General features: G+C 68.1%; 25 protein-coding genes. 8 read left to right on the top strand and 17 right to left on the bottom strand.

Features of this window, described 5'->3' with window-relative positions:
* Nucleotides 1–9: 9 nt before the first annotated feature.
* Entirely contained in the window at nt 10–462 is a 453-nt protein-coding gene (locus EV651_RS38975; protein ID WP_166658935.1) for a GNAT family N-acetyltransferase, read from the top strand.
* Here EV651_RS38975 and EV651_RS38970 read toward each other — a convergent pair.
* Together EV651_RS38970 and EV651_RS38965 are read right to left on the bottom strand one after the other, a co-directional pair.
* Entirely contained in the window at nt 459–761 is a 303-nt protein-coding gene (locus EV651_RS38970; RefSeq protein ID WP_133790864.1) for a hypothetical protein, read from the bottom strand. The genes EV651_RS38975 and EV651_RS38970 overlap by 4 nt on opposite strands.
* The gene (locus EV651_RS38965) at nt 758–1,549 is read right to left on the bottom strand and encodes a helix-turn-helix domain-containing protein (protein WP_133790862.1); all 792 of its coding nucleotides are present in this window, start codon (nt 1,547–1,549) and stop codon (nt 758–760) included. The genes EV651_RS38970 and EV651_RS38965 overlap by 4 nt, the downstream gene beginning before the upstream one ends.
* A gap of 88 nt (nt 1,550–1,637) precedes the next feature.
* Between EV651_RS38965 and EV651_RS38960 the strand changes: the two genes are divergently transcribed.
* Nucleotides 1,638–2,048: an Ohr family peroxiredoxin gene (locus tag EV651_RS38960; protein ID WP_133790860.1), complete on the top strand. Its 411-nt coding sequence runs from the start codon at nt 1,638–1,640 to the stop codon at nt 2,046–2,048.
* 1 nt (nt 2,049) lies between these two features.
* Here EV651_RS38960 and EV651_RS38955 read toward each other — a convergent pair whose 3' ends face one another.
* The 7 genes from EV651_RS38955 to EV651_RS38925 all read right to left on the bottom strand — a co-directional run bounded on the left by EV651_RS38955 (nt 2,050) and on the right by EV651_RS38925 (nt 9,247).
* Entirely contained in the window at nt 2,050–2,679 is a 630-nt protein-coding gene (locus tag EV651_RS38955) for an HAD family hydrolase (protein WP_238157486.1), read from the bottom strand.
* 114 nt (nt 2,680–2,793) lie between these two features.
* Nucleotides 2,794–3,138 carry a VOC family protein gene (locus tag EV651_RS38950; RefSeq protein WP_133790859.1) on the bottom strand — a complete coding sequence of 115 codons (345 nt, stop codon included), beginning with the start codon at nt 3,136–3,138 and terminating at the stop codon, nt 2,794–2,796.
* A 105-nt stretch (nt 3,139–3,243) separates the two neighbouring features.
* Nucleotides 3,244–5,604: an excinuclease ABC subunit UvrA gene (locus EV651_RS38945; protein ID WP_133790857.1), complete on the bottom strand. Its 2,361-nt coding sequence runs from the start codon at nt 5,602–5,604 to the stop codon at nt 3,244–3,246.
* Between the two features lie 23 nt (nt 5,605–5,627).
* Complete coding sequence (locus EV651_RS38940; RefSeq protein WP_130385673.1) at nt 5,628–6,038, bottom strand: VOC family protein; 411 nt, start codon at nt 6,036–6,038, stop codon at nt 5,628–5,630.
* 10 nt (nt 6,039–6,048) lie between these two features.
* Nucleotides 6,049–6,492 (bottom strand): helix-turn-helix transcriptional regulator, encoded by a 444-nt coding sequence (locus EV651_RS38935; protein WP_133790855.1) that lies wholly within the window; start codon nt 6,490–6,492, stop codon nt 6,049–6,051.
* A 79-nt stretch (nt 6,493–6,571) separates the two neighbouring features.
* Nucleotides 6,572–8,188 carry a hypothetical protein gene (locus EV651_RS38930; protein WP_133790853.1) on the bottom strand — a complete coding sequence of 539 codons (1,617 nt, stop codon included), beginning with the start codon at nt 8,186–8,188 and terminating at the stop codon, nt 6,572–6,574.
* Nucleotides 8,189–8,260: 72 nt separating this feature from the next.
* Nucleotides 8,261–9,247, bottom strand: coding sequence for a saccharopine dehydrogenase NADP-binding domain-containing protein (locus EV651_RS38925; RefSeq protein WP_133790851.1), 987 nt, complete (start codon nt 9,245–9,247; stop codon nt 8,261–8,263).
* Nucleotides 9,248–9,318: 71 nt separating this feature from the next.
* On the opposite strand from EV651_RS38925, the gene EV651_RS38920 reads away from it, so the two are divergent.
* From EV651_RS38920 to EV651_RS38910, 3 genes are read left to right on the top strand one after another with little or no spacing between them, the layout of a single operon-like run.
* A complete protein-coding gene (locus EV651_RS38920) occupies nt 9,319–10,275 on the top strand; it encodes a helix-turn-helix domain-containing protein (RefSeq protein ID WP_133790850.1) in 957 nt (318 codons plus the stop codon).
* A gap of 10 nt (nt 10,276–10,285) precedes the next feature.
* Nucleotides 10,286–10,705, top strand: a complete 420-nt coding sequence (locus EV651_RS38915; protein WP_133790848.1) for a VOC family protein — start codon at nt 10,286–10,288, stop codon at nt 10,703–10,705.
* Nucleotides 10,702–11,493 carry an alpha/beta fold hydrolase gene (locus EV651_RS38910; protein ID WP_238157485.1) on the top strand — a complete coding sequence of 264 codons (792 nt, stop codon included), beginning with the start codon at nt 10,702–10,704 and terminating at the stop codon, nt 11,491–11,493. The genes EV651_RS38915 and EV651_RS38910 overlap by 4 nt, the downstream gene beginning before the upstream one ends.
* 21 nt (nt 11,494–11,514) lie before the next feature.
* Here EV651_RS38910 and EV651_RS38905 read toward each other — a convergent pair whose 3' ends face one another.
* The 4 genes from EV651_RS38905 to EV651_RS38890 all read right to left on the bottom strand — a co-directional run bounded on the left by EV651_RS38905 (nt 11,515) and on the right by EV651_RS38890 (nt 14,906).
* On the bottom strand, nt 11,515–12,282 hold the full coding sequence (locus EV651_RS38905) for a phosphotransferase (RefSeq protein ID WP_238157484.1): 768 nt from the start codon (nt 12,280–12,282) through the stop codon (nt 11,515–11,517).
* A gap of 65 nt (nt 12,283–12,347) precedes the next feature.
* Complete coding sequence (locus EV651_RS38900) at nt 12,348–13,292, bottom strand: small ribosomal subunit Rsm22 family protein (RefSeq protein ID WP_133790844.1); 945 nt, start codon at nt 13,290–13,292, stop codon at nt 12,348–12,350.
* A gap of 225 nt (nt 13,293–13,517) precedes the next feature.
* On the bottom strand, nt 13,518–14,108 hold the full coding sequence (locus EV651_RS38895) for a VOC family protein (RefSeq protein WP_133790842.1): 591 nt from the start codon (nt 14,106–14,108) through the stop codon (nt 13,518–13,520).
* A gap of 9 nt (nt 14,109–14,117) precedes the next feature.
* Nucleotides 14,118–14,906, bottom strand: a complete 789-nt coding sequence (locus EV651_RS38890) for a DinB family protein (protein ID WP_202870727.1) — start codon at nt 14,904–14,906, stop codon at nt 14,118–14,120.
* Between the two features lie 105 nt (nt 14,907–15,011).
* Between EV651_RS38890 and pyrH the strand changes: the two genes are divergently transcribed.
* Entirely contained in the window at nt 15,012–15,719 is a 708-nt protein-coding gene (pyrH, locus tag EV651_RS38885) for a UMP kinase (protein WP_133790839.1), read from the top strand.
* Between the two features lie 198 nt (nt 15,720–15,917).
* Here the strand turns inward: pyrH and EV651_RS38880 are convergent, their stop codons facing one another.
* Nucleotides 15,918–16,682, bottom strand: coding sequence for a phosphotransferase family protein (locus EV651_RS38880; protein ID WP_133790836.1), 765 nt, complete (start codon nt 16,680–16,682; stop codon nt 15,918–15,920).
* Nucleotides 16,683–16,860: 178 nt separating this feature from the next.
* Between EV651_RS38880 and EV651_RS38875 the strand changes: the two genes are divergently transcribed.
* A complete protein-coding gene (locus EV651_RS38875; protein WP_133790834.1) occupies nt 16,861–18,825 on the top strand; it encodes a translation factor GTPase family protein in 1,965 nt (654 codons plus the stop codon).
* Here EV651_RS38875 and EV651_RS38870 read toward each other — a convergent pair.
* The 3 genes from EV651_RS38870 to EV651_RS38860 are packed head-to-tail and all read right to left on the bottom strand — an operon-like array spanning nt 18,782 to nt 21,504.
* The gene (locus tag EV651_RS38870; protein WP_133790832.1) at nt 18,782–19,600 is read right to left on the bottom strand and encodes a putative protein N(5)-glutamine methyltransferase; all 819 of its coding nucleotides are present in this window, start codon (nt 19,598–19,600) and stop codon (nt 18,782–18,784) included. The two genes, EV651_RS38875 and EV651_RS38870, sit on opposite strands and share 44 nt — an antisense overlap.
* 25 nt (nt 19,601–19,625) lie before the next feature.
* A complete protein-coding gene (locus tag EV651_RS38865) occupies nt 19,626–20,570 on the bottom strand; it encodes an SDR family NAD(P)-dependent oxidoreductase (RefSeq protein ID WP_133790830.1) in 945 nt (314 codons plus the stop codon).
* Between the two features lie 34 nt (nt 20,571–20,604).
* Nucleotides 20,605–21,504, bottom strand: coding sequence for a LysR family transcriptional regulator (locus tag EV651_RS38860; RefSeq protein ID WP_238157483.1), 900 nt, complete (start codon nt 21,502–21,504; stop codon nt 20,605–20,607).
* A gap of 95 nt (nt 21,505–21,599) precedes the next feature.
* Here EV651_RS38860 and EV651_RS38855 point away from each other — a divergent pair, with 95 nt between their 5' ends.
* A complete protein-coding gene (locus tag EV651_RS38855; RefSeq protein ID WP_202870726.1) occupies nt 21,600–22,046 on the top strand; it encodes a hypothetical protein in 447 nt (148 codons plus the stop codon).
* Nucleotides 22,047–22,141 lie beyond the last annotated feature (95 nt).

The raw sequence follows: 22,141 nt of genomic DNA, 5'->3' as shown, positions 1-22,141 counted from the left end.
CTTCAGGTCGTGCGGATCAGTCAGGCTGATGCAGATGATGTTGCGGGGCTCGCGCGGTTGTTGTGGTTGAACAGCAGCGACGAGGAGCTGGAGGAGCAGGCGGTCGACGCATTCACAGTGGAGCTCGGGCAGTGGTGGGCGGCCCGTGACAAGTCGCATGTGGCGTACGTCGCACGGCTCGATCAGCCGGAGCTCGTCGGTATGGCGTGGGTTGCACTCGTTCCACGCGTTCCGAGACCTGGGGCGATGAGCCGGATGTCCGCGGACATCCAGAGCGTCTTCGTCATCCCGGAAACCCGGGGCCGAGGAATCGGGTCGGCCCTCGTCAAGGCTGCATCGGAGCACGCAATAGACGCCGGCGCCCTACACGTAACGGTCCACTCTGGCCGCAAGGCAGTACCGGTCTACGAGCGCCTAGGCTTCGAGTCATCCCCCCAACTCCTCCAACGCCACCGAGACTAGGCGGAGGCAAAGAGGTTCGCCAGGGTTGCGGCTAGGTGGTGGTAGTCGGCTTTGAGGGGGCCGGCGAGGGGCGGATCGGGTTCGAAGGTGTTGAGGAGGCCTTTGGCCAGGTCGATGGTGCGGGTGTTGACGTCTGCACTGCGGTCGTTGCGGCGGTGAAAGGACTGCCAGCGACGTATGGCGACTGCCAGGATCTCGTCGACGGTTTCGGGACGTACGACCGGTGAGCCGGACTTGCAGAGTTCCACGATAGCGGCGCGGGCGGCGCCCAGGACCGCTTGGTCCAGGGCGGGCGTCATTGCGTCTGTGCCAGGGCGCGTAGCCGCTCGCTGCTGGTGGGGTCTGTGGGGAGGAAGGTTTCTATGGCCAGGTTGGCGGCTGTTACTTCTAAGGGGGCGCCGATGGTGGCTATGAGGGTGAAGAGGCGGACGGGGCCTAGGCGGGTTTGGAGGTCGAGGGTGACCATGGGCTGTTGGGACGGGCCGGTGACCGGATTGTCGGGGAGGTAGGGCTCGAGTTGTTCGAGGAGGTCCGCGAGTGGTTGGTCGGCGGTGTCGCGGCTCTTGCGTTTCAGCTGGTGGATGAGCGGGACGCTGCACGCCGCGGTCATGGACGAGATGCTGGGCAGGCCGCCGGGGTGGAGGGCGAGGCGCAGCATGTTCATCGGCGGCTTCAGGAGTTCGGGGTCGACGCCGTCCCAGAGCAGTGACGCGGCGGCGTTCGCGTCGATCAGGTTCCAGAGGCCGTCGACGATCAGCGCCGGGTTCGGCAGGTGTGCGTCGAGAAGTTGGCGCAGCGGTTCGCGGAGCGGGAGCATCGCGTCGGAGTGGTACGGCTCGTCGAGGTACCGCGGCGCGAATCCACCCGCGAGCAGCAACCGGTTCTGCTCGGCCAGCGGCAGGTCGAGATGGTTCGAGAGATGCACCAGCAGTTGCCGGCTCGGCTGCGCGCGGCCCGTCTCCACGAAACTCAGGTGCTTGGTCGACACTTCGGCATCGAGCGCCAACTCGAGCTGACTCAGCTTCCGATGCATCCGCCAGAAGCGAAGCATCTCCCCCACGGTCTGCGGCTCTTCCAGCACGGTCACAAAGTCAGCGTACGGCGGACGCACGCTGCGCCTCCATTAACAAAGAGGTAATTGAGCCGCTCCCTCATCGCCCCGGATCGTTGTCCGCATGAACCCCACCTACACAGCAGTAGCGACCTCGTCCGGGCGCGACGCCCGCGCCGTCACCGCCGACGGGCAACTGGACGTCCGACTCGCCCTGCCGAAGGAGCTCGGCGGCACCGGCGACGGCCTCAACCCCGAACAGCTGCTCGCCGCGGGCTGGGCCGCCTGCTTCTCCACGGTCCTGGACCGCATCGGCCAGACCCAGAACCTCGACGCCAAGGACATCGCGGTCACCGCGGAGATCAGCCTCGTCCCGACCGGTCAGAGGTTCACCCTGGCCGCCGTACTGCGGATCGAGCTCCCCGACCACCTCCACGGCGAGCCCGGTCGCAAACTGATCGAAGCAGCCCACAACATCTGCCCCTACTCCCGCGCCACCGACGGCAACATCCCGGTCGAAATCGTCGTCGAGTGACCTAAGCAGCCGTAATGCCGTGGCGTGTGAAGACGGTGCGGAGGGCGGCGTGGCCCTGGGTGAAGTCCCATTGTTCGGCGTGCAGGCCGGCGGTGCGGGCGCCGGTGATGTTCTTGGCCGTGTCGTCGATGAACAAGATCGAGTCCGCGTCGGCGCCGATGCGCTCCGCGGCGCGCGTGAAGAAGGCCGGGTCGGGTTTCGCGACGCCGAGGTCGTACGAGTAGCAGCTGACGTCGAACAGGTCGTCGTACCCGAGGACCTCTCGCATGTGCGCGCCGCGGTAGCACTCCTGGTTGGTGCCGAGGTGTACGCCGTACCCGTTCCGCTTCAGGGTCCGCACGATGTCGAGTGACTCCTCGATCAGCACGATGTTCTTCCACACCGTGTCGTACACCTCGGTCGCCGGTGTGCTCACGCCGTACTTCTCCAGCGACGCCGCGAGCACCGGCAGGTAGTCACCACGCCCGGCGAGCATCGGCAGCTCATCGGACCAGGTCTCGTGGAGGAAGTCCCGGGCCCGATCGCCGAGATACGGCTCCATGGCCGCGTACCAACCGCCAGGAAGATCCTGCAGTACGCCGTCAGCGTCGAACAGCACGTGCCGGATCGGGTCGCCCATGGACCAGATCATGCCCCAGCTGCTCGTCCACGCACACGGGGATTTCCTCGACGCCGGCGGCCTCCTCCGGCTGACGGCGTACGCCGAACAGCGCCGCGCGGTACTCCTCGGGGACGTGGCACATGATCAGGACGGGTCCTGGAGAATGCCGAGAACGTTGCCGTCGGGATCCGTGAGGGTGGCGACGAGCCGCCCGGCGCCGACGTCCTTCGGGGCGTCCTTGAGGGCACCGCCGGCCTCGGTGATCTCCTTGATCTTGGCCTCGATGTCGGTCACGTGCCAGTACGCGATCGGCGAGGTCATGTCGCTGTTCGGGACCAGCCCGATCTGCTGGCCTTCGGCCTCGAACCCGACGTAGTACGGCGAGTCGGCCATCGGCTCGACCCCGAGCAGAGCGGCGTACACCGGCGTGGCCTTCTCGAGGTCGGTCACGGGGTGCAGGATCGTGTTGACGCCTTGCGTGCCAGTCATTTCGTCTCCAATTCTCTGGGGCGGTTGCCCCTGACGTTCAGTGACTCTCACGCTATTCCGCACCGCTTCCGGGTGCTTCTCGATTCCTGATCAGTTGCGGCAGCGTCAGGCGACGTACTCCGCGAGGTGTTTGCCGGTCAGGGTTTTCGGCTTTTTGATGAGGTCGGCCGGGGTGCCTTCGAAGACGACCTTGCCCCCGTCGTGGCCGGCGCCGGGGCCGAGGTCGATGATCCAGTCGGCGTGGGCCATGACGGCCTGGTGGTGCTCGATGACGATGACCGACTTGCCGGAGTCGACCAGGCGGTCCAGCAGAGCGAGGAGCTGCTCGACATCGGCCAGGTGCAGGCCGGTCGTCGGCTCGTCGAGGACGAGAATGCCGCCCTTCTCCCCCATGTGCGTCGCGAGCTTCAGCCGCTGCCGCTCACCGCCGGAGAGCGTGGTCAACGGCTGCCCGAGCGACAGGTACCCGAGCCCGACGTCCGCCAGCCGCTCCAGGATCTTCTCCGCGGCCGGCGTCTTCGCCTCACCGTCGGCGAAGTACGTCAACGCCTCCGAGACCGGCATCGCGAGCACCTCGGCGATGTTCTTCCCGCCGAACGTGTACTCCAGCACGGCCGCCTGGAAGCGACGACCCTCGCACTCCTCGCACGGCGCCTCGACGGTCGCCATCACGCCGAGCTCGGTGTAGATCACGCCCGCGCCCTTGCACGCCGGGCACGCGCCCTCGGAGTTCGCGCTGAACAGCGCCGGCTTCACCCCGTTGGCCTTCGCGAACGCCTTCCGGATCGGCTCCAGCAGCCCCGTGTACGTCGCCGGATTGCTCCGCCGCGACCCGCGGATCGCGGCCTGATCGATCGCCACCACGCCCTCGCGATCCGCGACCGACCCCTGGATCAGCGAACTCTTCCCCGACCCGGCGACCCCGGTCACTACCACCAGGACGCCGAGCGGTACGTCGACATCCACGTCCTGCAGGTTGTTCGTCGAGGCGCCGCGCACCTCGAGCGCGCCGGACGGCGATCGCACCGACGACTTCACCGAGACCCGGTAGTCGAGGTGCCGTCCGGTGAGCGTCCCGCTCGTCCGCAGCTTGTCCAGAGGCCCCTCGAACACCACCTCGCCACCGCCGGAGCCCGCGCCGGGACCGAGATCGATCACGTGGTCCGCGATCGCGATCGTCTCCGGCTTGTGCTCGACGACGAGAACCGTGTTGCCCTTGTCGCGCAGCTGCAGCAGCAACTCGTTCATCCGCTGGATGTCGTGCGGGTGCAGGCCGATCGTCGGCTCGTCGAACACGTACGTGACGTCGGTCAGCGACGACCCGAGGTGGCGGATCATCTTCGTCCGCTGCGCCTCACCGCCGGACAGCGTGCCGGCCGGCCGCTCCAGCGACAGGTAGCCGAGGCCGATGTCGACGAACGAGTCGAGCGCGTCGCCCAGCGCCTTCAGCAGCGGGGCGACCGACGGCTCCTTCAGCTCGCGGATCCACGCGGCCAGGTCGGTGATCTGCATCGCGCACAGGTCCGCGATGTTCTTGCCCTTGATCTTCGAGGCCCGCGCCTCGGCGCCGAGCCGGGTCCCGTCGCAGTCCGGGCAGATCGTGAACGTCACCGCCCGCTCGACGAACGCGCGGATGTGCGGCTGCATCGCGTCCACGTCCTTGGACAGGAACGACCGCTGGATCGCCGGGATGATGCCGGTGTAGGTGAGGTTGATGCCCTCGACCTTGATCTTGGTCGCTTCCCGGTACAGCAGGTCGTGCAGTTCCTTCTTGGTGTACTTCTTGATCGGCTTGTCCGGGTTGAAGTACCCGGAACCGCGGAAGATCCGCCCGTACCAGCCGTCCATGCTGTAGCCGGGGATCGTCAGCGCGCCCTCGTTCAGCGACTTGTTCTCGTCGTACAGCGCGGTCAGGTCGAAGTCCGTCACCGAGCCCATGCCCTCGCAGCGCGGGCACATGCCGCCGGCGTACACGGCCTCGCGGACGACCTTCTTCTCCCCGGCGCCCTTGTCCGCGGTCATCGAACCGGTCGCGGTCCGCTTCGGGACGTTGAACGAGTACGCCGTCGGCGGGCCGGCGTGCGGTTTCGCGATCCGGCTGAACAGGATCCGGAGCATCGCGTTCGCGTCGGTCGCCGTGCCGACGGTGGAGCGCGGGTTCGCGCCCATCCGCTCCTGGTCCACGATGATCGCGGTGGTCAGGCCCTCGAGTACGTCGACCTCCGGGCGGGCCTGGTTCGGCATGAAGCCCTGGACGAACGCGCTGTACGTCTCGTTGATCAGCCGCTGCGACTCCGCCGCGATGGTGCCGAACACGAGCGAACTCTTGCCCGACCCGGACACCCCGGTGAACGCGGTCAGCCGGCGCTTCGGGATCTCGACGCTGATGTCCTTCAGGTTGTTCACCCGAGCCCCGGTCACCCGGATCAGGTCGTGGCTGTCGGCAACGTGGTCGGCGCGGCTCATGTCTTACCTCTCGGCGAAGGGGCTCAGGATGCCTGGTTGATTCGGATGTGGTTACCGGCCGGGTCGCGGAACGCGCAGTCGCGGACGCCGTACGGCTGGTCCACCGGTTCCTGGATCACCTCGGCGTCGGTCGCCTGCAGCCGCTCGAACAGACCGTCGATGTCGTCGGTCTGGAGCACCACCGTGGCGTACGTGCCCTTCGCCATCATCTCGCCGATCGTACGGCGCTCGTCCTCGGTGATACCGGGGTCCGCGAACGGCGGGCAGAGCACGATCCCCGTGTCGGGCTGGCCGGGCGGGCCGACGGTGATCCAGCGCATGCCGCCGTACCCGACGTCGGTGCGGACCTCGAAGCCGAGGATGTCGCGGTAGAACTTCAGCGACTCCTCGGGGTCGGTGTGCGGCAGGAAGCTGGCGAGAATCTTGATCTCCATGGGCGTCAACCTAGCTGCCGGAGGTCGGAGATGCTTCTCGATTCCTGATCGGTCGCGTCACCTGTTTGGCGACACACGACGGGATGCCGAGCGTGGCGTCGCCGGCGCGCTCCTTGTAGGCGCTCGGCGGCATCCCGACCAGCTCGGTGAACCGGGTGCTGAACGTGCCCAGCGACTGACAGCCGACGGCGAAGCAGACGTCGGTGACGCTCATTCCGCCGCGTCGCAGCAGCATCATCGCCCGCTCGATCCGCCGGGTCATCAGATACCCGTACGGCGACTCTCCGTAAGCGCGCTTGAACTCACGGCTGAGGTGCCCGGACGACATGTGCGCGCCACGCGCCAGCGCCTCGACATCCAGCGGCTGCGCGTACTCCCGGTCGATCCGGTCCTTCACACGGCGCAGCCGCGCCAGGTCCTGCAGGCGCTGTTCCTCCGTCGTACCGCTACTCACCGTAGGAATCCTGCCATGTCAGCCGAGCGAAGTCACCCGCGCCGCTAACAAGTACGTGGGTCAGCGCCCGGCGGCGCGGCTATCGGGCTCCCCAGTTGAGATAGGCGACGTTGGCCAGTAGCCAGCCGAAGCCGATCGCTTGTTGCCCGTCGCGCTCCGGTGTTGGCTGGTAGCGGTTGTAGAGCGCGAGACAGTGTGCGTGGACCTGCGGGTTCCACGGGCTCACCTGCATCCAGCGCGGCGCCTGATGGGCGACCGAGGCCGCGCCGATCGCCGTACCGGCGACGGTCGTGTGTACGGCGGGGAGGTCGTCGGCGTCGGTCGCCGCGACGTTCTGGGTGAACGTGCGCGCGAGCCGCTCCATGTCCCGGCCGGTGAACGCGAGCCGCGCCCGGAACGCCCGTACGGCGAACTCGACGTCGATCGCGCCGTGGCTGATGTCCTCGAACTGCCGCGCCGGGCCACCCGACGGCGTGAAGATCGATACATCGCCCTCCGGATTTCCCGTCTTCGTGAATCCCTCGTAGATGCGGCCGCCCGCCGGCCAGTAATGCCACTGGTAGGCGTCCCCCGCGTCCACCGTGAGTTGGCCGGCCAGCATCCGACCCATCGCGGCGACCTTCCGTCGGTATTCGCTGTCTCCGGTTGCCAGCGCGAGCTCGATCAGCGTCTGCCCGAGACCGACCGACTGGTTGATCGGCTGCTCGCACCCGTCGTACGCGAGCGGCTGGGCCTTCGGCCAGATCAGGTGACCGCCCTCCTCGTCGTACTCCCAGTCGTGCACGGCGACCGCCTCGCGGCACGCCATGAGGTACTCGGCCGCCTTCCGCTGGTAGCGCCGGCGGAGAACCGGGGAGCCGGCCACGAGCCGGACGAAGCTCGCAATCGGGTACGTGATCATCCCGGTGTGCACGGCGAAGATCACCGGCTTGCAGTGCATCTCGTAGGCACCCAGCCGCGGTACGTCGCCTGCGCGCGGAGTCGGCCGTCGATCGGCAGCGGTGAGCTGGAGCGGCCCCGGGGCGGCTGCGTAGATCCGGTTCACGGCGTAATCAGGGCTCGCCGGATCCAGGGAGAGGTCGGAGAGCGTGACGGCGCGGTTCACGAACGTGTTGACGAGCTGGACGGTGAACGTGTCCGGGCGGGTCCCGGCGGTGACCGTGACCGTGGTGTCCTCGGCGTACGACAGCGCCTCGCGGAGGTCGAGCAGCGGCTGACCGTTGCCGTCGGCAAGGGTTGCGTAGCCGGTCGTGTATGGGTGGTCGGCTCGCCAGGCGGGCAGCGAGAGACCGCGGTAGTCGGTGACACCGCGTTCGCTGTCGCGGACGGCGAGCACCTGGTCGACGTTGTCGATGAGGCGGTCCAGGTAGTAGGTGTCGCGGTATTTCTCGTACATGCGGACCAGACCGAGCAGCACGTACGACTGACTCCAGGCGAGCATGCCGGACCGGCCGTCCCGGTTCGTGTTGTCGTTCGGCTGATCGGGCTGCCCGGGACCACCTTCCTGGAACAGCCGATCCCAGTCGTCGAACGTCTTGCGCGCCGTGTAGTCGATGTCAGCGGCGTACGCCGGGAACGCGGACAGAGCGCTCCCCGCCGTTCCCGCGACCGCACCGGCTGCGGTCAGCCGGAGGAGATCACGGCGGGACAGATCGCTGTGGGGCAGATCGCTGTGGGGCAGGGGGATGCTGGGCATGGTAGGCGGCCTCCAGCTGTTCGTGGGCGTTGAACACAGCAGGGGCCCAACATTCTCCCGCAGGAAAGCGAGTTACGGCAGGTCGAGCGTCAGCGGTAAATCCTTGAGGAACTCGACGGCGTCGAACATCGCGCCCGCGGATGCCACCCCCGAGGAACGCGTCTCACCGGCGAGGATCCGGCGTACCGCGCCGACCGCGAGCGGCGCCGAAATCGCGTAAATGTCCTGCCCGGTTGCCGTCGCCCGCCGCTCCTCGCCGCCGGTCCGCACCCGGACATCCACCACGAACGTCTGGTCCGACCGGCCCAGCTCGTCGACGGCAGCAGGCGCCGGCGTTTCCGAATCCGCGAGATCACCGGCGGCCTCGAGGGTCATGTACGTGCGGACCTCGGGTACGGCGATGTGCGTCGGGATCGTGATCACGTCGGCCATCGTGAACTCGGCGATCACGCGGCGCCGGCCGAGCGGATCCGGAAACGTCCAGTTCTCCTGGACCGCCGGGTCCTGGTGGTATTGCAGGCGCCCGCCGCTGAACCGAACGCGCTGCCCGTTCCGCCGATCGTGCGAAACCTGACCGGCGGCGCGTGTGCCGGGCGTGGGGTGCCAACTGCTCAGCCCGTAAGCCACGTGCACCTCGTCAGCGCTGGTCCGCTCCCCCAGCGCCACGGTCGTCAGCAGGTCGCCGAGTCCGCCGTAGAACGCCATCGCCGGGACCACCGGTAGAGCGCTCTGCCTGGCGAACGTCGAGACATTGGCCTCGAGCTCGGCCGCGACGTCGACGTACGGGATGCCTGCGCGGGCGGCCGCGTCGATGATCGGATCGGCGGTGGCGGCGAACGGCCCGGCGGCATTGATCACGGCCGCAGCGTTCTTCAAGGCGAGGTCGAGGGCGTGCGGGTCGTCGACAGCGGCCGCGCGGACGTCGAGGTCGCCCCACTGCGCAGTGAGGGCCGCTGCGTTGCGTCCGGAGACAGCGATGGGAAGGTTCTGCCGGAGGAGTTCCTCGACGACGAAGCGGCCGGTGTGACCGGTGGCGCCGTACACCACGATTGCGTTCATGCGACGAGTCTCGCCGGTTTCCCCAGGCCGCCGTGAGAGTCCGGAACGACACCATCCGTACACTTTCGGACATGCACACCGTAGCGCTCGCCGCCGCCGGGCACCTGCTCCATTTCGAGCTCGGGATCGCGTACGAGATCTTCGGCAATCCACCGCTCGGCGTCGACGAGTGGTACGACGTACGCCTGTGCGGACCGCATCCGGTACAGGTCGGGCCGTTCATGGTCGAGCCGAACGAGCCTCTCGATGCGATCACGCGGGCGGACACCGTGCTGGTGCCGGCGCTCGCGGACGTCGACGAGCCGGTGCCGGGTGAACTGGCGGATGCGGTACGGGCAGCGTACGAGGCCGGGGCGCGGGTGGCGTCGTTGTGTACCGGCGCGTTCGTCCTCGGTGCGGCCGGGCTTCTCGACGGCCGGCGGGCCACGACGCACTGGGCGCACACCGACGTACTGAGCGCGCGGTATCCGGAGGCTGTTGTGGATCCGGACGTGCTCTACACAGACAACGGCAACGTGCTGACCGCGGCGGGGAAGGCGGCGGCGGTCGACCTGTGTCTGCATCTGATCCATCTCGACCACGGCGCCACGATCGCGAACACGGTTGCCCGGCGTCTCGTCGTACCGCCGCATCGGGCTGGTGGGCAAGCGCAGTTCGTGGCGACGCCGCTGCAGGTCAACGGGGATCACTCGCTCGCGCAGTTGCTGGCCTGGGCGCAAGAGCGCCTGGACCAGCCGTTGACCGTCACGGACCTGGCGAGGCGGGCCAACACCAGCCCGCGACACCTCGGCCGGCAGTTCCGCTCGGTCACCGGCCAGACGCCTCTCCAATGGCTCCTGACCCAGCGCGTCCGCCGCGCGCAGCAACTCCTCGAGTCCACCGACGACGGCATCGAAAAGGTTGCCTCTGCCACCGGCCTAGGAACAGCCACCACCCTCCGCCGCCACTTCCAACGCGTAGTCGGCGTACCCCCGAACACCTACCGACGCTCGTTCCGCACCACTTCCCCAAACCCAGAGACTGACTAGGGTTACCGCCATGGACACCTACCCGCGGCGGATGCATACCGCGCTCGATACGACCGATGGGCGGGGGCTGGCTGAGTTTTATCGGGTGTTGCTCGGGTTGCGGTACCGGGCGGGGGACGAGCCGCCGGCGGACGGTGTCGAGGACGATGCCAGTTGGCTTGTGCTCGTTGACGAGGAAGGGAATCGTCAGCTGGCGATCCAGCAGGTGGACGAGTTGACGCCGTCGACGTGGCCGTCGCCCGACGTGCCGATGCAGATGCACCTCGACTACGCCGTACTGTCGGTGGACGAACTCCATCGGCATCGGCGGCGGGCCGAGGAGCTCGGTGCGCGGCTGTTGTCCGACCGCAGCGCCGACGACGACGAGCCGCTGTTCGTCCTGGCAGATCCAGCGGGGCATCCGTTTTGTCTACTGGTGGGAGAACCGTGAGCAAGCAGACTGGGTACGCCGACGTCAACGGGCTGCGCATGTACTACGAGGTGCACGGCGAGGGCGGTACGCCGTTGGTGCTGCTGCACGGCGGACTGTTCAACATCGACCTCCAGTTCGGCGAACTGCTCGAAGGGCTGTCGGCCGGGCGGAAGGTCATCGCCGCCGACTTCCAGGGACACGGCTACACCAACGACATCGACCGCCCGCTCGGTACGGCGGAGCTGGCTTCGGACGTGGTGGCGCTGCTCGCGCGTCTCGACGTACCGAAGGCTGACCTGTTCGGGTTCAGCGTCGGCGGCGCAGTCGCCCTGTACCTCGCGATCGAGTACCCGGAGCTGGTCCGGAAGGCGGTCATCTCGTCGGTCTCGTTCAGCCCTTCCGGCGACCGGGAGGAGAACGCGCAGGCGGTCGGCTCGATGAAGGTGGAGATGATCGCCGGTACGCCGATGGAGGCCGACTACCTGGCGAAGTCGCCGCACCCCGATCACGAGCACCTGCAGACGCTGCTCGACAAGCTCGGCAGCTACGACCGCGGCACCAGCGGCTGGAGCGACGACGACATCCGCGGTATCGAGGCGCCGACGCTGCTGACGTTCGGCGACTCCGACGCGGTCAAGCTCGAGCACGCCGTCCGCTTCCACCAGCTCCGCGGCGGCGACGTCAACGGCGACTTCGTCGGTGTCCCCGCGTCGCAACTGGCGATCTTCCCCGGTACGACGCACTTCACCGGCCTCGCCCGCACTCCCCTGGTCCTCGACACCGTCACCACCTTCCTCGACGCCTGACTTCACGCCGAGCAGGCCGGCCTACGGTGCGAGGGCCGCGTCCTGAAGTTCGTTCAGGGCGATCTCGAGGTCGTGGTGGCGGCCGTGCGTGAGCATCTGTTGGTAGGTGGCATCGCCGGCAGTTGCGTTGTTCGCCATGATCGCCAGTTGACGCGTCAGGCGAGTGGCGATCAGGTCGAGGAAGTCCTTGGTCATGCCATGCCAGTCGTAGCTACGGAGGAAGAGTTCCAGACGCCGAGGCCGGCTTGGCAGATCGGTGAAGCCTTCGGCGATCACCACGTGTGGGGCATGGAGTGGAACCCAGGAGAAGGCGACCCAGGCTGCGTCGAGCTCCGCCGGCATCGGCCCGGCCATGTCCCAATCGACGAAGCCCACGAGGCCATCAGCACTCCACACGGCGTTGTAGGGCGCCGCGTCGTTGTGGGCGATGACCTGCCCGGGTTCCCATGCGCCGCCCTCGCGCCAGTACGACGAACTGGGCGGGACGAAATCCGCGACCGCAGCGTGGTAGCGCCGGAGCCAACCGGCGACGTCGCCCAGGGCATCGTCGCTGTGCGTCCAGCTGGGCCACGGCCGCGCCTGTCCGACTGTCTCTCCGGCCAGGAACGTCAGCATCTCGCGGCCGTCGGCGTCGAAACCCAGCGGACGTGGTGCACCCTCGAAGCCCACCAGATCGAGATGCGCGAGCAGCGCATGCACGGCCGACGTCCACGGTCCCGCCGTACGGCGAACGGTCCCGTCGACCAGCGCGGCACCACGGTCGAACCCACCCGGCAGCATGTCGGCCATGTCCGACATGCTGCCAGCCGATACGCGCGGGCACAGGTGATTTTCGGCGACCGGATCGCGGCACCTTACGAACCCGGAGGCCAGGCGTCACCCCAACTCGTACGGCGCGCAGCGCGATACGCCTCCGATGACTTCGGTACGACGACCTGCTGCGCTGTGCCCGTCGACGTACACAGCTCGAGCACGACCCGGTTCTTCGCCCTGCCCGGCCGGGCGATCACCCGCGCCGGCTTCGGGTGGGTCGGGAGGCGGGTTGCGACGACGTACGTGAACTTCTCGTCCTCGTAGTTGCGGGTGCCGTCCTTGAGGAGGCGGTGGAGTTCGGTGCGCGGCAGGCGTGCGGCGAAGTGACACCAGTCGACCGGGCACGGTCCCTGATGCGGGCAGGGCGCTGTGATCGTGAATCCCTGCTCGATCAGGAGGTCTCGGGCCGCGAGAGTACGGCGGTGAGCGCTCGGCGTGCCCGGTTCGACGACGACGATCGTTTTCGCCGACTGTGCTGCGGCGCGGATGACGTCGCGGCGGGTCTCATCGGTCAGCTCGTTCAGCACGTAGCCGATGGTGACGAGGTCGACTGTGGTCGGTGAGGTCCAGTCGCGGAGGTCGGCGGTCGTCCAGCGCCAGTCGGGCGAGAAGTTGCCTGCGGCAAGTTGCCGGCCGAGGCGGATCGCGGCGGGTTGGCGTTCGACGATCTCGGTGGTGACTGAGGGCCAGAGCGCGGCGGCGGCCCAGGCTGCGGCGCCGGTTCCGCCGCCGAGGTCCACATGGGTGCTGGGCTCATGCTCCACGGTCGAGAGCGCGGTCTGGAGGGCGCGGAAGGTGGCCGGCATTCGTACGACGGCGTACGCGAGGGCATCGAGCGCGTCGCGGATCCCCGGGGCGGTGTCGGCGACCTGTTCGGCCCGGTAGCGGTGTGAGAGCGCGGCGACGCGGCCGCGGAGTTCGTGATGCGGCACGCCGGCGACGGCGCGTGCGAGGGCAGCATGCAGCTGAATGTCCACGGAGGACATGAGGGATCTCCGGTTCGATCGGCACGGAGTGCGCACCTGTTCGAGGGCGCACGTGATCCGCGGCCAGACGCCGCGACGCACCAATCGGTCCGGGAAGAGCTGTCAGCCTGTCAGCGGGCAGCAGTCGAGGAGGGAATGGCGCGGAACCGGATAACCTTGCAAGCCATCACACACCTCCTCGATTCAGCACGAATGTAACAGAGCACGCCGTACCGCGCTCGCGGTTTAGCGGCCTTCCGACGTACACAGGCAGACCTTGTTGCCCTGGGGATCCGCGAGCACGATGAACGCCGGCGCCTCCTCGTCGTACACGACCTTGCCGCCGGCGGCGAGCGCCGCCTCGATCCTTCCCGGAACGACCTCCAGCGGCAGCCAGAGGTCGAGATGGAACCGCTGGCGGGGCGTCTCGTCCGGTGTCGTGCCCTGGAACCACAAGCTGGCGACGCGGCCCGTCGGATCGAGGATGTCGTTGCCCGTGAAGGATTCCGTGCTGCCGGTGAGCACCGCGGCCCAGAACGGACCGAGCTCGACGAGATCCGCCGTGTCCAAGCCGATCTCCAGTTGCGCCACGGCCGTCGGGTCGGCGGTCAGACCGTGCTCCGCCGCGATCGCGCTGATCCGTCCGGCCAACTGCGCGTCGCGAGTGGCGACGTCCACGAAGGACGCCCCGAGCCGCACCTCAGGTCCGGCGTCCTGACAGGCCTCCCCCACTGCCGCCACGAAGCGCGCGCCGTCGGCATAGGCGTCGATCACGAATCTCGCGTGCAACTTCTGCGCGAGCTTTCGCCAGTCCTGCAGTCCGGTCTCGGGCACCATGAATCGAGGCTAGGACTCCGCACCGACAGTTCTCGCCTGCAGGGTCGCGAGATCACGCTCGGCGTACCGGCGGTGCTCGAACTCCTCACTGAGGATCGCGCCCAGGCACCTGCTGACCGCATAGCTCTCGGACGCCGGGTAGCCAGGCTCCGGGACGGGCGTCGTCTGCTCGGTCAACTGGTCGTCGGTGAGGTCGGCGAGGACCGTTCGTACCGTCGTCATCCGATCGGCCCGTAGATCGAGTACCTCGTCGAGCGAGGGACGAGCAGCGCGGTCGCGTGGCACGGGTGGGGTGTCGTGCATCTCGTCGTGAGGCAGGTCCAGGGGGTGCCACGGCTCGGGTACGCCGAGGACTGCACGACGTACCCAGGCATCAGTGGCGAACACGAGGTGGCGGAGTGTCTCGATGAACGACCACTCGCCGTCCACCGACTCGTGCAGCAGCTCCGGCGGCAACCGACGGGCCTTCGTCACCGTCTCCGACCACAGCTGTTCGAGCAGATCCCAGGCCTCGCGGTAGCCGTCGGCATCGGTCGGGCGCATCCGCTCGCGGCCCGGGTACAGGCGGTTGAGCTCCGCGTCGACCAGCGGTACTACGTCGATGCCCCAGACCGTCAGGTTGCTGATGTCGCCGTCGAGCGACACGTCCACCAGTCGGGCGTTGCGGATCGTCGTACCGCTCAGGTCCACGTCGTCGAAGGACGCGCCGCTGAGATCGACGTCCCGGAACACCGCGCCCCGAAGCATCGACTGCTCGAATCGCGCCCCGGCCAGATCCCGCCCCTTGAACTCGGTCACCCCGCCAGCTTCACAGACCACCGCCCCCAGCGGAACCGCCCCGTGATACATCTGCTGTCGGTACGCCGCATTCGGACGTGCCTCCCGCCTTCAGAACGGAGCGGCATGTACCGCAGGCTCGTCCTCAAGCTGTCCGGCCAGGCGATCGCCGGCCCGAACGAATTCGGTTTCGCCAGCGACCGGCTCACCCATCTCGCGACTGAGGTGATCGCGCTGCGCGCCACCGGCGTCCAGGTCGCGGTCGTCGTCGGCGGCGGGAACGTGTTCCGGGGCAATCGCGCGGACGATTGGGGCATCGACCGGGTCGAGGCGGACAACATCGGGATGCTCGGCACTGTCATCAACGCGGTGCTGCTACGTGGGCGGCTCGCGGCGCTCGGGGCGCACGGCGTACGGCTGATGACCGCGATCCCGATCGACAACCTGGCCGAGCCGTACATCCGGCTGCGCGCGCTCCGGCACCTGGAGAAGGGCTCGATCGTACTGCTTGCCTGCGGCAACGGGCAGCCGTTCACCACCACCGACTACCCGTCGGTGCAGCGTGCCGTCGAGCTGGAGGCGGACGCGCTACTGGTCGCGAAGAACGGCACCGACGGCGTGTACGACGCCGACCCGAACAAGCACCCCGACGCGCGGCGGTTCGACCACCTCACGTACGCCGAGGTCATCGACCGCGGCCTCGGCGTGATGGACCAGGCCGCCTTCATCCTCGCCCGCGACCACCACCTCCCCCTGCACGTCTTCGACATAGACCGCCCCGGCGCCGCCTCCGCCATCCTCAACGGCACCCCCCTCGGCACCCTCATCAACTGAGATCCATTCCTGACCCTTCGCCGACTGATCTGATATCGCTGATCCGTGCGCGTCTGCGCAGCGATATTGCCTTCTGGCGGCGGGACAACGCTGCCGATCCTGCTGAGGATCGGTCAAAGGTTGCAGCCTTCTCAGCCCATCGCCATGTCAGTCTGGTTCCCTGACAACCTGGCATCCGGGATCGCACCTGAGCTCTCATCAACCGATCTCCCGCGCGATCGTGCCGAGATGCGGCTGAATCCAGTCGCCGCCTGCTGCGTGCTCTGCTTGCAGCGCGATCAGTGACCACAGCGCGCGGTACATCGAGAGCGTCCGGGCCGGTGCGTCGACGACGCCGTACCCCGCCAGGAACGCGGCGGTGACCTCCGGCCCGGCCATGGACAACCGGGCGAGATCGAACAGTGGATCGCCGTACGTCGCGTCGCCCCAGTCGAGGATGCCGGTCAGCTCGGGACCCTCGGCGTACACGTGCCGCAGATGCAGATCCCCGTGCAGCAAGGCAGGCGTCACCCCCGCCACATACTCGACGAACCCCGGCACCACCGCCCGAACACGCGCCGCGAGCCCATCCGGCAACACATCCAGCCCGTCCAGCACCTTCCACAACCGATCCGCCCAGGATGCCGACACGTCAACGATCGTGTGCACACGTCGGATGCGCTCCCCAACTGTCCGCAGCACCGCGCCGAGGTCTGGTGAGTCTGCGGCGAGCGGCCCGCCAGGAAGCTCCCGCATGATCACGTACTCCGCAGGCGACGCAACCACCTCAGGCGCGGGTACACCGACCGACCGGGCGCGGCGACACGCATCGGCCTCGTCCGCGACCGTCGGGCCGGCCTTCAGGTAGTAGACGCCGTCCCGCGTCTCCAGACGAAACGTCTGATTGCCGACGAAGCCGTTCACCGGCCTCGCTTGGAGGACGGCGCCGACGTGTGGTGTCGCGAGGGCGATGGGATCGAGCATCCGAGTCAGCCTACGAGTCGTTGTAGGTGGGAGCTAAATGGTTTGGTCGGGGGTGGAGAGGATTGGTGTACTCGGGGCGTACGAACGAACAGGTGTCTTGTAAAGGAGTCCGTCATGCGACCTCGCTTCATGGCTGTTGCGGAGACCGATGGCACCTGTTCTAAGGACATGAAGCGGCGTGGAAGTACTGAATCTCGGGATCCTGGCGCATGTTGACGCCGGAAAGACCAGCCTGACCGAGCGGCTGCTGTACGCGGCCGGAGTCATCGACGAGGTCGGCAGCGTCGACGACGGAAGTACCCAGACCGACTCGCTCGCGCTCGAACGGCAGCGCGGGATCACGATCAAGTCCGCCGTCGCGGCGTTCACGATCGGCGACGTCGGCATCAACCTGATCGACACCCCGGGGCACCCGGACTTCATCGCCGAGGTGGAGCGCGCGCTGAGCGTGCTCGACGGCGCGGTCCTGGTCGTCTCGGCGGTCGAGGGTGTCCAGGCGCAGACGCGCGTACTCATGCGCACCCTCCAACGTCTGCGCATCCCCACCCTCATCTTCGTCAACAAGCTCGATCGCCCCGGCGCGCAGTACGACGGCGTACTGGAGCAGACCGCCGCGAAACTCACCCGGCAGATCGTCCCGATGGGCGAGGCGGCGTACCTCGGCACACCCGAGGCGACGTTCAAACCGATCGTGCAGGAGGACGTCCTGCTGGAGGTCCTCACCAGGCACGACGACGCGCTCCTGCAGCGGTACGTCGACAACGAGCCACTGTCGTTGCACGAGGCACTCATTGCCCAGACGCATCAGGCGATCGTCCACCCTGTGTACTTCGGGTCCGCGATCACCGGCGCGGGCACGGAAGCACTCGCCGACGGCATCCGGGAGCTGCTCCCCCGCGCCCGCACCACCGGCGTACCGCTCGACGGCACTGTGTTCAAGGTCGAGCGCGGTCCGGCCGGCGAGAAGATCGCCTACGTACGGATGTTCTCCGGCACGGCCCAGGTCCGCGAACGCGTGCGGTACGGCGACACCGACGGGAAGATCACCGCGCTCGAGGTCGTCGGCGAAGGCCCCGCGGCGACGATCCGCGCCGGCCAGATCGGCCGTTTCTGGGGCCTCGCGGAAATCCGCATCGGCGACAGCCTGACCGATTTCCGGAACGTTTCCGGCACGGAACGACACATTGTTTCCGCACCGGCGTTCTCCCCGCCCACGCTCGAAACGGTGATCACTCCGCGGAAGCGCTCCGACAAGGGCAATCTCCGCGTCGCGCTCACCCAACTGGCGGAGCAGGACCCGCTGATCAACCTCCGCCAGGACGACCTGCGCCAGGAAACCTACGTTTCCCTGTACGGCGAGGTGCAGAAGGAGGTCATCGAGTCCACGCTGGCGACCGACTTCGGGATCGAGGTCGACTTCCGTGAGACGACCACGATCTGCATCGAGCGGATCGCCGGGACCGGACAGGCGGTCGAGTTCAACAAGAAGGACGCGAACCCGTTCCTCGCGACCGTCGGGCTCCGCGTCGAAGCGGCACCGGTCAACGCCGGTGTCAGCTTCGAGCTGGAGGTCGAACTCGGCTCGATGCCGTACGCGTTCATCAAGGCCGTCGAGGAAACCGTGCGCGAAACCCTGCACCAGGGGATCCACGGCTGGGAGATCCCCGACGCCCGCGTGATGATGACGCACTCGGGGTATTCCGCCCGCCAGAGTCACGCCCACGCCGTGTTCGACAAGAGCATGTCCAGCACGGCCGGCGACTTCCGGTTCCTCACCCCGCTGGTCCTGATGACCGCGCTCCAGGAAGCAGGTACGACGGTGCACGAGCCGATGCACCGCTTCCGGCTGGAGATCCCGACCGACACGACCCGCGCCGTACTCGCGGCCCTCGCCCGGCTCCGGGCGATCCCCCAGGTACCGGCGCTGGCCGCAGAAATCTCAACCCTGGAAGGAGAAATCCCCGCGGCCGCCGTGTACGAACTCGAGCAACAACTCCCCGCCCTCACTCGCGGCGAGGGGATCCTGGAGTCGGCCTTCGAGCGCTACCAACCGGTGACCGGCCCGATCCCGGAACGCCCGCGCACCGACCACGACCCCCTCAACCGCCGGGAGTATCTACTCCACGTACAGCGCCGGGTTTGAGGCCGTGCACGACGTTGGCGCCGAGGTCCTCGTCTGTGGTGATCTCGGCGTCCAGGCCGTGTTCAATCATCACTGCTCGTGCGATCGGTGCCTGGCGGTCGCTCATCTCGACGAACAGGCGACCGCCGGGCTTGAGCCACTCCGCGGCGCCGGCGACCACGCGACGAAGGATCGCCAGGCCGTCGGGTCCGCCGTCCAGCGTGACGCGCGGCTCGTACAGCCGCGCCTCCGGTGGAAGCAGCCGGATCTCGTCGGTCGGCACGTACGGAACATTCGCCAGCAGTACGTCGACCTCACCGCGCAACCGTTCCGGCAACGCCGCGAACAGGTCGCCCTGATAGACCGTCCCGCCAAACGGCTCCAGGTTCCGGCGTGCGCATCGCACCGCGGCCGACTCGATGTCAGCGGCGTACAGCGCCACCTCGCGCTCGGCCGCGACCGCGGCGCCCAGGGCACCGGAGCCACAGCCGAGGTCCACCACGACCGAGCCCGCGACGGTGACCCGCAGCGCTTCGGCGACCAGGAACTCGGTACGGCGACGTGGGATGAACACGCCGGGATCGACAGCGATCCGCAGCCCGCGGAACGACGCCCAGCCGACGACGTACTCCAACGGCGATCCGGCAACCCGCCGGTCGACCATCGCTGCGAGCTCGGCCGCGTCCCGCGCGGTCTCGGCGATCAGCGCAGCTTCCTCCTCGGCGAACACACACCCGGACGCGCGCAACCGCTCGACGACGAGGCCGAGCTCCACAGCAGAAGACGAGACAGACACCGAACTCCTTGAGAACCGCGTCAGCTTAGCCGAACGCGTTCACTCCGGTGAGCTGCGCCGAGACCGTCCACAGCCGCTCGGCCGACGCCGGGTCGATCGCGTACGGGCGTACTCCCGGCGCGTCGTCGGTCGACACCTCGGCGACCTCGCAGTCCTCGAGGAACACGCCGCCGAGCCCCTCGAGCTGCGGCGACGTCGCCGCCCACACCTGCGTCGCGGCGCCCTGCTCCGGGCTCTTGAACGCCGGGTTCAGTGGATTGCCGTCCTCGTCGATCCAGCCGAAGTCGACCATCTCCTGCTTGTCGAGGTGTCGCTGCAGCGGAGTCAGGATCCCGCCAGGATGCAGCGCGAACGCCCGTACGCCGGAATCCTTGCCGAGGGCATCGAGCTGGACGGCGAACAGCACGTTGGCCGTCTTCGCCTGCCCGTACGCCTCCCACTTGTCGTACCCCAGCCGGAACTCGAGGTCGTCCCACCGGATGTCCGACCGCCGGTGCCCGGTCGACGACACCGAGACGACCCGTGCGCCGCCGCCGGCCGCGATCGCCGGCCACAGCCGGTTCACCAGCGCGAAGTGTCCCAGGTGGTTGGTCGCGAACTGTGCCTCCCATCCCGGTCCGACCCGCGTCTCCGGTGACGCCATGATCGCCGCGTTGTCGATCACGATGTCCACCGACCGGCCCGACGCCAGAAACCGCTCCGCGAACGCCTTCACACTCTCCAACGAGCCCAGATCCAGCTCGTCGACCTCAGCGAGCTCGCCGAGAACGTCCCGCGCCGCGTCCGGTCGCCGCGCCGGTACGACGACGTGCGCGCCGGCCTTCGCCAGCGCCTTGGTGGTCTCCAGACCGAGACCGGAATATCCACCGGTGACGATCGCCAGCTTGCCGGTCAGGTCGATCCCGGCGAGGACGTCGTCCGCGGTGCTGTCGTGCCCGAAACCCGAGCCGATCTTGTGTTGTGCACTCATGCCGTCGAGCCTACGAATTAGAGTTCGCTCTAAGTCAAGTCGTGAGGCGCGGATCGAGCCGCAGGGATTCGGCCAGGCGCTGCAGGGCCGGGTTGGGGTTGTCGGGGCTCCAGCAGGCGTGCAGGGTGACCGAGTGCGCGTCGGCCGCGTCCAGTTCGCGGTAGCGGACGCCTTCGACACCCATCGCCATGATCGAGCGCGGGATCAACGCGCAGCCGAGGCCGGCGCGGACCAACGCGAGCATCGTGGGCACCTGCGACGCCAACTGGCTGACCGCGTAGCGATCCATGCCGATCATCGCCGCACAGATGTCGTGCAGGTACTGCGATCCCTCCGGGCTGTACCCGATGTAGTCGTCGGTCACGTCCACCAGCGAAACCGTCCCGTCGCCGGGCGCCAGCGGATGCGAGGCGGGTACGGCGAGGACCAGGTCCTCCGAGTGGACCAGCAACGATTCGAACTGCGCCGGGATCGGCGGGCGCACCAGGCCGATGTCGATCTCCAGGTTCGCCAGCGCCTCGAACTGCGCCGGGCTCACCAGCTCGGTCAGCTCGGCCGTCACCCCGGGCGTCCGTTTCCCGACCATGGTCAGGAAGTCGGCAAGTACGGCGTACGCGCCGATCGCGGTGAAGGCGAGACGGAGCGTCCCGGTCGTCCCGTCCGCAGCACGCCGGGTCGCCTCGGGTGCGACTTCTAGCAGTGCTAGCACCCGGCGCGCGTGCTCGAGGAAGACTCCCCCCGCGGCGGTCAGCCGCACACCGCGGCCGGTGCGGTCGAACAAGCGGACGTCGAGTGTGCGCTCGAGGCCCTGGATCTGGCGGGTCAGCGGCGGCTGGGTCAGGTTCAGGCGCTGAGCGGCCCGGCCGTAGTGCAGTTCCTCGGCGACGGCGACGAATCCACGAAGTTGCTGGAGCGACAGGTCCATGGCGGCCATGCAAGCACGGTATCGGTCCATACGTAAATGGGCTTGGACCGGCATAACGGAAAGCGCCTACCGTCGGATCACCGACCACCGAAGGAGCCGACACGGTGCCGAAACTCGCCGCCCTCATCTCCCCCGAACGCGCCGCCGACGTGATCGACCCGGAGACCCGCCGCCTGCTCGAGGACCGCTTCGACGTGGTCTGGGCCACCGCCGATCACACAACCGGCCCGGGCTCGCTTGCCAGGCCGCCGGCGCTCGACCCGGCCGCCGTACCGCTGCTGGCCGAAGGCGCCGACGTGCTGCTGACCAGCTGGGGTACGCCGCACCTCGGCAAGGAACTGTGGGCCGACGGCAACGGTCCGAAGGTCGTCGCGCATGCCGCGGGCACGGTGAAGAACCTGATCGATCCGGTCATCCTCGACCAGGGCGTCGGGGTGTTCTCGGCAGGTCCGCGGATCGCGTGGTCGGTCGGTGAGTACTGCCTGGCGTCGATGCTCACGCTGGCCCGGCGACTGCCCCGGTTCGACAGTGCGGTCCGCGGCGGCGGGTGAAAGCAGACCGAGTACCGGGGGCATGAACTGGCCGGCGCGAAGGTGGGGATCGTCGGCGCGAGCAGCACGGCGCGTGCGTTGATCACGCTGCTCAA

This window comes from Kribbella sp. VKM Ac-2571 (assembly GCF_004362255.1).
In the GTDB taxonomy this organism is placed as follows: domain Bacteria; phylum Actinomycetota; class Actinomycetes; order Propionibacteriales; family Kribbellaceae; genus Kribbella; species Kribbella pratensis.
Note: the sequence above shows the minus strand (reverse complement) of the source record. Positions and strands in the feature narration are given on the sequence as shown.